The sequence below is a fragment of the Streptomyces sp. PTL18 genome (assembly GCF_059510295.1).
Map to the genome: position 1 here is coordinate 1 of NZ_JCAJZO010000060.1, position 11,886 is coordinate 11,886.

The following is an 11,886-nucleotide window of genomic DNA, read 5'->3' on the forward strand; positions in this document are numbered from 1 at the left end:
GTAGATCAGCCTGGGGACGGTTCCCAGCTGTCTGCGTCTGATCCCTTCGGCTTGGCTCGCGCGTTCCAGCCGCTGACGGACTACTACCGCACCACGATGGCTGAGGCGTTGAGGCCGTTGACCGAGATGGTCATTGCGACGAGCGGCATCGGCGAGGCCATCGGCAAGCGACTGGCCGAAGCGGCGGGCGTGAACGCCATGCTCGGCGAAACCTTCGCACCCCTGCACGAGCACTTCCGAGAGTACTGGGCGGGCGTCTTCGAGGGGCTCGGCTCCTTGAAGGAGCGCATCTACCCGCCAAACCTGCACGACGCTACGCCGACAGTCGATGAGTTCGAGCTGCTGCTTCTTGAAGAGGGCATACCTCTGATGTGGGTTCCTGGCCCGAAGGTCGTTCGCGCTCTCCTGGACGCGCCCGATGCCGTTGTTCGCCGCCAGATCATCGGGCGGCGGTGGAAGGGCATCGTCAACGACTGCGAAGCCGTGATCGCGGATGTTGACCATCCCGACCTACAGGAGTCGCGAAACTTCGCCTTTGACTGTGTGGCTGCACTACGCGACGGACACAACAACCCGGCCCAGGCGCTCGCTGCCAACTTGCTCGACAGCCTGATGCGCGCCCACTTCGACGAGCCGGACAGGAAGAAGCTCACGTTCAACAAGAAGGGCCGGGCGAAGTTCGACCTGGACGACTACGACATGCGCGTTGCCCTGACGTTCGCCCCGGTCTGGTACGCGCACGCCGAGTACTGGCCGAAGAACGGCGACCCCATTCCGCGCGTGTTCGGCAGGCACCCGAGTGCGCATGGTGTGTCGCGCTCGCAATACTCGCGGATCAATGCGGTCTACGGGCTCATGCTCGTCACGTCGGTGCTGAAGTTCTTCGACGTCGAGTTGGAGCGGTAGCGCCTGCTGCGCCAATCCACACTAGGAAACCCTAGAAGCTCGTAACACGACCTTGTTGAAGTGCTCTGGTCGGGCGTGACCGAAGTGATGATGTGGCCGTTCGGGATGCTGTGAGCACTCGGCCGTGGATCGTGGACGCTGACCTGTGGGCGCTGATCGAACCGCTGCTGCCGCCCTGGCCACAGAAGTCGCCAGGGCCGCGGCCCGTGGCGGACCAACTGTGCCTGCAGGGCGTCCTGTACATCCTCCACAACGACATGGCCTGGCAACTGCTGCCTTTCGAGCTGGGGTTCGGCTCGGGACAGACGTGCTGGCGGCGCCTGGAACGATGGCAGCAGGCCAGGTCTTCGACCAGCTGCACCGCATTCTGCTCGCGGAGCTGAAACGGCCAGCGAACTCGACTGGTCCAGCGCGTGTGTGGATGGCTCCCACATTCGCGCGAAAAAAAAAGGGGGGAGCCGACACCGGTCCGTCGCCGGCCGACCGCGGGAAGACGGGCAGCAAGCACCACCTGATCTGCGCCGGACACGGCACCCCGCTCAAGGCCATCACCACCGCGGCCAACGTCAACGACGTCACCCAGACCCTCGCTCTTGTCGACGGCATCCCGCCCGTCGCAGGTCGCCCCGGCCGGCCGCGCCGCCGCCCCGAATCGCTCTTGGGCGACAAGGGCTACGACTGCAACACCCACCGCGAAGAGCTGCTCAAGCGCCGGATCCTGCCGGTCATCTCCCGCAAGGGCACCCTCAACATCAAGGGCCTGAGCAAACTCCGCTACGTGATCGAGCAGACCTTCGCCTTGCTCCACCAGTTCAAACGCCTCGTCGGCCGCCGGGAACGCCGAACCGAACTCCACGACGCCTTCGTCTCGTTGGCCTGTGCCCTTGTCTGCTGGAGACGGCTGAAGAAGGCCCGATCATGATCGTGTTACGAGCTCTAACCTCGCCATTTCGGTTGGGGCGATGAGGTGTCGTTGAGGAGTAGTTGTCGGGTGGCCGACGCGTTTTCGGTGTTCGGACATGGTGGAGACCCGACGCGGTGGTCGGGTTCTCCAGGGTCCTTCAGGTCGTGGGCGGTCAGGGGTTTGCCGGTCAGCCGGCGGGACGGGGCAGCGCGGCGAGGCGATGGAAGGCCGTGGCCAGTTCGTTTCTCCAGGGCCAGGTCGCCGATATCCGCAAGCGCAGGCGTCGGCCGCCACGGGTGAGGCGGGCGGCGACGTGCAGCAGCCGGTAGCGGAGCTTCTTCGGCTCGGCAGTGGCCAGTTCCCCGTCCAGCAGCAGGACGCGCGTCCAGGCCAGCAGATCGATCGCTGTGAGGCTGAGTTCGAGCCAGACGGCGTTGACGGCGAAGTTGCGGGAGGGGAAGCGGCCGAAGCCGGTGGTCTTCCCGCACCGGATATGGTCCTCGACAGTGGCATGCCCGCGGTGTCGGACCTCCAGAAACTGGGCGGATCCGCCCCCGGAGTACGGGGTGTCGGTGAGGAACACCTGATGCCGCAGGCCCTCGTCCTGGTCGAACAGGGACAGTTGGGCTCCGGGGTGCGGCCGCTCCCGGCGCACGATGATGCGGGTGCCGGCCGGACAGCCGCCCAGGTCGACCATGCCGGTCAGCTCGGCCACCTCGGCGCCGTCACGCAGCGTCCCGTCCTGGTCCAGGGCGGGATGCCAGAGGCGGTCGGGCATGGACCGGACAGCGCGGCGGACCGGCTCGGTGATGGCGTATCCGACCGAGAAGAAGGTAGCAATTCCTCGTTTCCGCAGGTCGCGGACGTGGGCGAGGAAGGCTTTCGCGGATCCTGCACTGTCGGCGCGGACCAGGATGTCGGTGCCGTGCCGGTGGGCGTCGGGGATCTGCGCGAGCGCCTGGTCGAGCACCGCAATGTGATCGGCGGCAGTGTTGGCTCCGGAGTTCCCGGGCCGCAGCCGCCCCGACACGGCCTCACCGGTGTTCGCGAGGAAACACAGCAGTGGGTGGAAGCCGAAGCCGCCCTTATAGGTCGGTGCAGCCTGCTCCTTCTCGGAGTGGCAGGTGACCAGCGTGGCATCGAGGTCCAGAACCAGGCCGGGAAGTTCTCGTCCGCCGGCCCGAGCAGCAGGTATGCCCTGGCCAGTCTCGGCAGCCTGCATCCAGGCGACTTCCCGGGCTGAACCGCGGGCCGCTCGCAGCGAAGCGAGTGCAGCCTCGTCGGTGTCGGCGAGCAACCGCCAAGCCGTAGGCGTGGAGGCGACCGGACCGAATACCCCTGCCTGGTCCCGCAGCACGGCCAGATCCGCGATCGCCTCACCACCGTCGGCGAGCGTCACCGCCAGATCGGTGGCGACCCGGCCCGGATCATGCCCGGTCCCGCGCGGCCGAAGCGACCTGAGCGCGGCGGAGTACGCGGCGGTCAGCCCGGTGGCATCAGCGAGATCCGTCAGCAACCGTGCCCCGGCATGCCCGACCACCCCCGAACCATCGGCAGTGACATGAACCTTGGGACGCAACCCGATAGCCTGCACGTAGAAAGTGCCCTCCGCCTGGACCGACAGAACCCCTCAGCAAGGTTCATCGTCCCAGGTCAGGAAGGCACTTTCGCGTTTCTGCCCCAATGCCAGCCGTACCCAAGTGAAACGGCGAGGCTAAGCAAGAGGCGGGTCAGCGCTGGCGATGGCGTCGATCCCGGTCAGAGTCTCCCGCCATGCTTCGCGCCATGACTTCCGGCTGAGATCATCGGCCATAGCCACGTCGACGCCCGTATCTGAGTCCAAGGGCCACAACGGGGAGTCGCCGGCTGCGAGGCAGATTCGGGCGAGCAGGCTTCGGCGGACGAGGTCGCGCAACCGTTCTACGGCGTACGCGACCGCTTTCCCATCAGGCAGGCCATCGGGAACAGTCGAGATCTTCCGGACCTCCTGGAGGAGCTTCTTCTCCGTCATGGCGCCGCCATGGACGAGTGCGGATCGGAGCCCGTAGATCACGCCCACGTCTTTGAAGATCTGATCTACTGGGTCAAGGTCGGTGGACAGCAGTGTCGACGCGCGGATCTTCAACCGCAGCGTGACGTCGTCTTTCTCCTTTCCGGACAGCGCTGCTTCGAAAGCGGTCGCCAGGTCGACGATCTGCTCTGACCAGCCGTACGCGTGGAAGGACAGAAGAAATTTCTGGAGGGCCATCCCAAACGAGGTGAATGCCATGCCCGCTCGCGGCTTTTCCGCAGCCGAGAGAAGCCGCCCGAGTCCGTCGACACGGCCGACATCATCCGTGGCGAGGATGATCTCGCGGGCGGCAAGTTGCGTCGGGGATCCGAACCCCGGTCCCGCACCGCGGAAGCGAAGCACGGTGGGCTTGAAGTCTCGGACCGTGTGAGTTGCCCCTTGGAGCTCCGCCATCGACTCGCTGGTGCCAGGCTTCAACAGTCGGACGAGCAACATGAACCGCTCGATCCGCTGTGACAGTGGCTTGGCTAGGTCGAACGGCTTTGCGCCGCTGTCCCGCGCGATGATGACGCTCTCAGGCGGGGCGAAACCGTGCGGCCGGTCCCGACCGTAGGCGCTCGCCGCCCCAGGGATCACTGTCGAGAAGATCCGCTGCAACTCGCGATCATGATCCGCTGCTTCCGAGATCACCGGCTCCACGCGGACGTCGGTGAACTCCACTGGTCGGCCGTCTGCGGTGGTCATATGGGAAACCACTCGGCAGCACGCCACCTCGCACGTATCTGCGCGAACCGCCTGGATCAGGTCACGCAGCGATTGCTCGGCTTCTGGTCCGTCAGGAGAGAACTCCTTCTGCGCACGAGTCAGCCGGGCGATGAACGTCTCTAGGAAGCTGAAGATCAACCCACCAGGGAACTCGCGCTCAAGCAGTGGTCGGCCTGCGTCGAACCGAGGATGAGAAGCGGCAATCGCATCCTCAAGCGCTCGGTACTCAGCCAGCGACATGACGGAGTCCCCGAAGTAGTCGCGTCCGACCTCCAAGTAGGGGTGGAAGGCCGGCGGTGGCACCACCCGCTCCTCCTGAAGCCGAGCCCATGCCGCAGTCAGGAATGCTTGCCCCGTGTCTTGCAGGCGGCTGTCGATGTCCTTCACCCGCCCAGCATGGACGATCGCTCAAGCACGTGCATGGATTACCGCTGATCCACGTACGAGCGCCGGATCGGTCGGCATCAGCGGCTCGATCCGGTCCCACATCGCATCAGAGATCACTAAACTGTCGTCGTCACGATTATAGGGAACGGACTTGCCGACTGGCTCGCATCCCGCTGACAACCTGCACGAACCGCGCAGCGGGATGAGCCCGACAGCACTGCTGCCCCCGACCGAGCTGGTCGGGGGCAGCAGTGCTGTCGGGCGTCGGTCAGCGTTCCGCCGTGGCTTTGGCAAGGGCCTTGTCGAGGTGGCGGGAGACGAGGGCCGGTGCGCCGGAGACGATCAGCAACAGGCTGCCGTCGCGGACCGCGGTCTGCTTGACATGGTGCTCTGTCGTGCGGTGGAGAACGTCAGGAGCTGGCTCCACCGCTCGTCACCGAGGTCGCGAGGCGCGGGCAGCCTCTGCGAGGTCACGTCGACCGGGGTGCCGCGCGTGACCACCTCGTAGGTCGGGCAGTCGGTCATGGCGTCGAAGATCTGCCCGATGCCCTCAGACAACTTGTCCGCGCTGTCGCTCTACAGCTCCCCGGACACCTCGGAGCTGCCGTCGCCGTAAGCGAAGGCCGCCTTCCCCTTGTAGAGGAAGGTGAGCGGGCCGCCGATTGCCGCGTCGCCGCCCAGCTGGCTCCGTGCCGGGTTGCCGATGACGGCGACGTCGTCGTGCCGGGCGGAGCGCTCCAGCTTGCGCAGGTAGCCGCTGCCGAGGTCGCGCGGGTCGAGCAGGCGCGGTCTCCAGAGCAGCCGAGGACAGTAGGGCGCCTGTCCGGTCCGGATTGGTCGGCTTCCCGTCGCGGGTGGTGGCGTCGGGCTTGGTGCTGGTGGTGTTGGTGGAGCAGGCGGGCACGGCGAGGAGGGCGGCGGTGATGCCGAGGGCGGTGGTGGCGATGCGAACGCGCATGACGGAACTGACCTCTTGGTGCTGGGCGACGGGTGGTCAGTGCGGGCCGACGGGCCCGGTGGGGTCATAGAGGTGGTGGTCAGTGCCCGAGGTGGCGCAGGCAGTCCTCGAACGTGGCGTGCGTCGCGTCCGCCGGTCCGGAGTTCCGGTTGTACCAGGCGGTGTCGAGGCGGGTCTCCTGCTGCTGGTGACCGGCCCGGCAACGCAGCCAGACCTGGTCGTGAGTGGAGAGGATCAGCCACTCCCGGTACGTTCCGCACTCGGCGCAGAGGACCATCTTGCCGTCCAGGACGAGGGGTTGCTTCCACGGCATCATCCTGCCGTCGAGCTGGTCGTGGCTGGGCACCCGCAGCTCCGGCGGAAGGAAGTCGTCCACCACTGCGGCCGGCTCGGTACGCTCCTGCCCGGCTGACGGCACCCCGAATCCGGGCGGGACCTGGTCCTGCATGTGTGGGTACAGCTCGGCGAACCGGCGCTGTGCCTCGCTGGGCTGCTTGGTCCGGCGGCGTATTCGATGAAACACCTGGCGTCCTCCCTTGTCTCGTCCTGCTCGCTTCATGATCGTGCCCGAGGCTCCCAGGGCTTCACAGGTGAGGCGCCCGTCAGCTGGGCCATCCGGGCGACGGAACGGCGATCTCTTTACTCCCTCGAGCCTTGGGGAGATTTTCACCGCCAAGGCCCCGCTTCCCACGCACAAAGGAACAAACCTGATAGAAGCGCAGTAAAGGGCGCCCAGCCCTCTAGGCAGGGATCCATGACACAGCCGTCGCGCACGATATCGAGGACCGTTCACAGATGCTTGCCCTCGAAGCAACGCCAGCCGAGATCGACGAGCTGGATCAATGTCAGCGCGACGCTCTTGATGCGTGCGTCATCGCAGCAATGGCATTGTGCACCCCCGAGGGGGATGCGCGGGATCGTGCACGTCTCCTGATGGAGTGTCACGGCCGCTACACGCGGTCGTGGGGCGTATTCGGTAAAGCGGCTTCGTTCCCTACCTTCCTGAACCAGTTGCGCTCAGCTCCTGTTGGCGCGCTGCTTCCGGGGCCTGGGTCGTGGTCAGAGATCTGGGACGTGCGTCTGCTGGAGGATGACGGCACCGCCACGACTGCTCTGACACGTCTGATCATGGAAGCCTCCGATCAGGCCCACGAGGTGCCTAATCTCTCGGCTGATCTGCGGCACCTTCACAGTGTGCTGCGAGCCCTGGGGAAGCTTCCGCCAGGAGCGCGGCTGACTCGCATCGCGGCCGAGGCGGTGCAGCACGCCGTATTTCGTACTTTGCAACAGGCCGGGTTCGCCGCTTACACCGAAGGCCGCGGGACCTTGGTGAACGAGCCCGTCCTTGGACGGCGTGCCCTGTCTCGCTATGCCCTTCTCGCGGACCTGGGCGTGTATACGGGCATTTCCCCCGTCCGGCAGTTCGCCGGCCAGTGGGCGCCCTGTCCGCTGTGCAAGTGGACCATGCGGGCAACGCCACAAGGCCGCCACGGCGCGGAGTTGGCCTGTGAGGACGAGCGTCATCGCCAACGGGGGGCGCGCTTCAAGATGGAGTCGCACGACGGCCAGTGGCGGCTCAAGCCACTGGGTGAGATCCGGGAGATCCCTGAACTCCGCCCTGTCGAAGGGTGGGTCGCTCTGTCGTACGGGCTGTGGCAGTGGATCACGATTCCCGGGTTGCTAGAGATCGACCTGGAGGCGCTCGCTGACGGGGCAGGCGCAGATGTTCGCCTTTGGCCGTTCGGCGACAGCTACGACCTCCACATCACGAAGAGCGGCCTCACCTGGCGCGTCGATGTCAAGACCTGGGCTGACCCACAGGGCATCGCGGAGCAGATGCGCGCGGATCCGGAGGGCTGCTCGAGTCTGATCGTCGTCATCCCCGAGCACCTGCGCGGATACACCGCTGTGCTGAACCGGGTGCTGGGCCCGTTCGGCGCGAGGGTGATCACGGATCTGGATCTCATCGCGGAGGTTCGCGCGGCATGAGCCGGACTCTCGCGGCGGCTCTCGCGCTGGCCGAGCACTACTTTCCGGCAAAGGATGACGAAGGCCGTGCAGTCGTCCGGCTGGAGGATGCCCACGTCCTGATGTCAGGGCAGTTGGCGCATGTGTGGCCCGAGTGGGGCTCACTGACGTACCCCGAGCAGCAGCGCATCGGGCGGCTAGTCGCTCAGAGGTCTCGCGGCGAGGCCGATCTGACGTCGGTACAACGCCGTGTGCGCAAGTGCTTCGACCAACAGTGGGAAGATCCCGTCTTCCACCGCTACGCCCCAGGGGCCCGAGATGGCTGGCGCATGGTGGAGGTCTACCCGCGCCACGGCCAGGACCCACTGGAGTCGGCGGACCGGCTGCTCGTGCCCACGGACCGGGAGGTCCGGATCCGCGTGGCCAGTGGGGGCGGCTGGGTCGCCACCAGCTCCCGCGGTCCGGTGCAGCTGGCCTTCGAGACCAGTGCCGTGCCCTACAGCCCACCCATCATCACCACGGTCGACGCGACCGGCCCGATCCCCATCAACCCGAACGTACTGAGCTGGCTCACGCGCAAGACCGATGCCGAAATGGGAGGCGATCCGTTCCGGGAGCGTCAGGTGGGGCTCCTGTTGAGCGGCACGATGGGGGGAGGGAAGCTTCCGCAGTCCGCCGTGCTGATGGACCCCGGGCTGATGCGTCATCTGAGCGCACCGACAGGTGTGGGAAAGAATGTGTTCGCTCGCGCCCAGGCCAAGCAGCTGGCCCGGGACGGTTACACAGTCACGCTGCTGGTCAGCGACAACGCTGACGTCTTCGGCGAGGTGGCCACGCTGCGGCAGGAGCTGGCCGCCTTGAGGCTCGATGTGGCGGTGACGCCCTTGATCGCGCCGGGAAGTCGCCACGAATTCACGCTCCAGACCGCGTACAAGGCAGTCGACGAGCGCACTGCCTTCTCCCAGATGCCAGCCGACCTTATGGAACGCCTGGCTGAGTCGGGCTATGGCTGTGCGGTCAGGGCGCAGTTGGAGGGGCGCGACGCCTTCGGTGACGGGCGGGAGCCGTGCAGCAGCCTGCGTCATACGGACCCCGACGGTCCCGAGGCGCCGCCCTGTGCCCGTTCGTGAACCGGTGTGACAAGTTCTCCCATATCCGGGCCGCCTGCTCGGCCCAGATCATCGTCACGACGCATGCCTGTTTCCAGCGCGGCATGGTGAAGATCCCCGTCATCGTGGACGGCGAACTGCGTCGTCAGGTGAGCGTGCGCGAGACGCTACTGCGTCTCTCCCACCTAGTGATCATTGACGAGGTCGACGCCTACCAGTCCCGTGGCTTCGAATCATCGCAGAGCTTGGTGCTGGCGTCGGTCAGCGAACCGAACACCATGATGCGAAAGATCCGTGACAACCTGCACCGTGCCCCTGAACGGCTGCGACTGGAGGCACGGGGACAGCTGACCCGGGCCGTCTTCCTCTCCGAGCAGCTCTTGGACCTCGCCAGCAGTGGTGAGGTGTGCACGGAGACATATCAGGCGCACGCGTTGGCCTCCGGGCAAGACCCGCGACGGATGCGGCAGGTGCTCCGCGACCGCCGGCGCTGGTATCAGCCGCATCATTGGGACCGCGAACTGCTCGAAGATCTCATCGGCGTGGAGGTCGATGACAGCGCCTCCATCACGCAGATGGACCAGCTGCAGGCCCTGCTGCCACCTGTCGCTGCCCGTCCGGAAGACCGCGTTTCCGCTGCTGTACTGCCGGACCATCTGCGGCAGATCCCCAACGTGCTGGAGCGGATGCTCAGTATCGACGAAGGCGGTCAGTGGGAGCTCGACGAAACCAAGGAGTTGCTGCGCGAGGTCGTGGAGAAGGCCGTCACCAAGCTCGCCAAGCGCCGCGAAGGCAAGAAGAGGGACACGGGTCAGCAGACCCACGAAGCATCACCGCCTCCCGACCAGAAGAGCCGCAGCGAAAAGCGCCAGGAGCTGCCCGCCCCGGTCCTCGCCGCTGGGGTCTTCCACGCGGTGATGATGAAGGCATGGCTGAGCGCGTTGAACCACACTGTGTTCGATCTCGCCGACCGGGCCGGTGAACTGGCTGGTCACGGCATCGACGCCGCCTCCACCCTGGCCGATGCGGTCGGGCACCGCGACACCGGCAACATCGTTCCCTTCGGACCGCTGGGACAGCAGATCAGCGGCTTCCGGTTCGAGGGCCTGGACGACCCCACTGCAAAGCCCCGCCTGCTCATGGAGGTGTTGCGCGGCGACCCGCACACCGAGACCGCCTATCTTGGCGACATCGTGTCGCTGGCCCTCGCCGGCCACCGCAGGGTCATCCTGGGCATGTCAGCAACCGGATATCTGCCCCGGGCAGCCCGGACACACCTGCTGGCCGAGCCGCTGTGGACGATGCCCGACGCGCAGCAGGGCGGCCTCGCCATCTTCCGCAGCACCCCCCTCGTCGACCAGCGCACCCTGGCGGTGGGCAGCACTCCCTACCGCGAACGCGCCCAACGCGTCGCCGCTCTGGCCAGCGGATACGCGCCTGCCCTCATCGCAGACCTGGCACGCTTGGCCGCCGACCCGGCCACCACACATCGCGCCCGGGCTCTGATCGCCGTCAACTCCTATGCACAGGCGCGATTGTTCGCCGCCGCCTTGTATGAAGCCGCGCTGGCCTTGGGCCGCAAGCTGAAGATCTGCGTCGCCACCCCCGACAAGGAGAACCCCGACTTGCCGCCGGTGCCCGACGCGGTCAGCCTGGTCACCCGCGACCAGTTCTCGCAGCTCGCCGACCGCGGCGGGGAGGTCCTCATCTCACCGCTGCCGCGCACCGAGCGGGGCCTGAACATCCTGACCACGGCGCCGTCGGGCAAGCGGGAGTCGGCGATCACCCTGATCGGACTCGCCATTCGCCCGGTCATGCCCGTGGACGAACCACCCGTCCTGGCCGCCAGCATCGCGTCCTGCGCTTGGCGTTCCACACCCCGTACAGGCTCTCCTGCAGCCCGCCTCGCCACGGTCCGCAAGACGGCCCGGCAGCGTCTGTGGGCCATCCTCGCGGCCCCCAAGCGGTTCACCGCCCTGCCCGACGATCTCCGCAGTGAGCTGATCGCCACCCTGCTCGGGCAGTGCATCCAACTGGCCGGGCGGGGCAGACGGGGCCAGACCCACGTCGAACTGCACTTCATCGACGGTGCCTTCCACGACACCACCTGGGGCAGCGACCTGCCCACCCTGGTGCGCGACCTGTACACGAGCTACACCGCCACGGAACTGGCCGGCACCGGCCGCACCTACGGGTACACCGCCGAGGAGTTCCTCGACTACGCCCAGGCCACCCATCTGCGCGCCGGCCTGCGGAGCGGATACCCCGACCACTTCGGAGTTGCCGCATGAACCCATGTCCCCCCGGCGGCGAGACCCGCAAGCGCGCCGGCCTCCTGCAATACCGCACCGACGCCGATGTCCTGGGCGCCGTATATGCCTACCGTCCCGACTACACGGCCTTTGGTCTCTGGTGCGACCTGTGCAGCGCCTACAAGGAACGCTTCGGCGACAAAAAGAAGGACGTGCAGCCTCCGTACCGCTCGCTGGAGACCATCCTGCGGGCTGTTCTCGGTGACTGGGCGCGCTGGGACGTCAGCGACAGGCATGCGCAGCTGATCACCGGCGCAGAGATGACAGCCGAGGACCGCCGTGACGTCTTCCTGTACTGGGGCGAGGCGATCTTCCCTGACGGGCGCGGCAGGCAGCTCGCCCTGCAGTTGGCCGAGCTGATCGCCCAAGCACTGCCGCTGCCCTACCCTGACCTCCCACGCCCGGTGGCCGGACGACGCACCCTGAGCTGGTGGCCTGGCGAACTCGCCCGCTGGCGCCTGGCCCAGGACCTGGCCCGCATCGACTGGAAGCTCGGCGCCAAGGATCCGATCCGCTTCATGCTGTGCACCGACGGCACACTCGCTGCCATCGGCCACGAGCTGCCC

General features: G+C 66.7%; 10 protein-coding genes and 1 pseudogene. 7 read left to right on the forward strand and 4 right to left on the reverse strand.

Features of this window, described 5'->3' with window-relative positions; all coding sequences use genetic code 11:
- The 3 genes from AC5WS8_RS38280 to AC5WS8_RS38290 all read left to right on the forward strand — a co-directional run.
- On the forward strand, positions 1 to 906 hold a 906-nt coding region (locus AC5WS8_RS38280), incomplete at its 5' end, for a hypothetical protein (RefSeq protein WP_496108094.1).
- A 110-nt stretch (positions 907 to 1,016) separates the two neighbouring features.
- A complete protein-coding gene (locus AC5WS8_RS38285) occupies positions 1,017 to 1,289 on the forward strand; it encodes a transposase (protein ID WP_496108095.1) in 273 nt (90 codons plus the stop codon).
- Positions 1,235 to 1,828, forward strand: coding sequence for an IS5 family transposase (locus AC5WS8_RS38290; RefSeq protein ID WP_496108096.1), 594 nt, complete (start codon positions 1,235 to 1,237; stop codon positions 1,826 to 1,828). The genes AC5WS8_RS38285 and AC5WS8_RS38290 overlap by 55 nt, the downstream gene beginning before the upstream one ends.
- A gap of 169 nt (positions 1,829 to 1,997) precedes the next feature.
- On the opposite strand, the gene AC5WS8_RS38295 is transcribed toward AC5WS8_RS38290, so the two are convergent.
- The 4 genes and pseudogenes from AC5WS8_RS38295 to AC5WS8_RS38310 form a co-directional block, all read right to left on the reverse strand.
- Positions 1,998 to 3,404, reverse strand: a complete 1,407-nt coding sequence (locus AC5WS8_RS38295; RefSeq protein ID WP_496108097.1) for an IS1380 family transposase — start codon at positions 3,402 to 3,404, stop codon at positions 1,998 to 2,000.
- A gap of 120 nt (positions 3,405 to 3,524) precedes the next feature.
- Positions 3,525 to 4,973, reverse strand: coding sequence for a hypothetical protein (locus AC5WS8_RS38300; RefSeq protein ID WP_496108098.1), 1,449 nt, complete (start codon positions 4,971 to 4,973; stop codon positions 3,525 to 3,527).
- Positions 4,974 to 5,241: 268 nt separating this feature from the next.
- Positions 5,242 to 5,931, reverse strand: a pseudogene (locus tag AC5WS8_RS38305) (hypothetical protein).
- Positions 5,932 to 6,010: 79 nt separating this feature from the next.
- Positions 6,011 to 6,454, reverse strand: a complete 444-nt coding sequence (locus tag AC5WS8_RS38310) for a hypothetical protein (RefSeq protein WP_451576495.1) — start codon at positions 6,452 to 6,454, stop codon at positions 6,011 to 6,013.
- A 272-nt stretch (positions 6,455 to 6,726) separates the two neighbouring features.
- On the opposite strand from AC5WS8_RS38310, the gene AC5WS8_RS38315 reads away from it, so the two are divergent.
- From AC5WS8_RS38315 to AC5WS8_RS38330, 4 genes are all read left to right on the forward strand, one after another.
- The gene (locus AC5WS8_RS38315; protein ID WP_496108099.1) at positions 6,727 to 7,920 is read left to right on the forward strand and encodes a restriction endonuclease-related protein; all 1,194 of its coding nucleotides are present in this window, start codon (positions 6,727 to 6,729) and stop codon (positions 7,918 to 7,920) included.
- Positions 7,917 to 9,029 carry a hypothetical protein gene (locus AC5WS8_RS38320; RefSeq protein WP_496108100.1) on the forward strand — a complete coding sequence of 371 codons (1,113 nt, stop codon included), beginning with the start codon at positions 7,917 to 7,919 and terminating at the stop codon, positions 9,027 to 9,029. Before AC5WS8_RS38315 ends, AC5WS8_RS38320 begins: the two co-directional genes overlap by 4 nt.
- Entirely contained in the window at positions 9,026 to 11,299 is a 2,274-nt protein-coding gene (locus AC5WS8_RS38325; RefSeq protein WP_496108101.1) for a hypothetical protein, read from the forward strand. Before AC5WS8_RS38320 ends, AC5WS8_RS38325 begins: the two co-directional genes overlap by 4 nt.
- A partial coding sequence (locus tag AC5WS8_RS38330) for a hypothetical protein (RefSeq protein WP_496108102.1) occupies positions 11,296 to 11,886 on the forward strand: 591 nt, incomplete at its 3' end. The genes AC5WS8_RS38325 and AC5WS8_RS38330, both read left to right, overlap by 4 nt.

Bases quoted from the DNA above. Each gene is read 5' to 3' on its own strand.
- AC5WS8_RS38290 (WP_496108096.1), top strand. From the start codon at position 1,235: ATGGCAGCAGGCCAGGTCTTCGACCAGCTGCACCGCATTCTGCTCGCG.
- AC5WS8_RS38315 (WP_496108099.1), top strand. From the start codon at position 6,727: ATGCTTGCCCTCGAAGCAACGCCAGCCGAGATCGACGAGCTGGATCAA.
- AC5WS8_RS38320 (WP_496108100.1), top strand. From the start codon at position 7,917: ATGAGCCGGACTCTCGCGGCGGCTCTCGCGCTGGCCGAGCACTACTTT.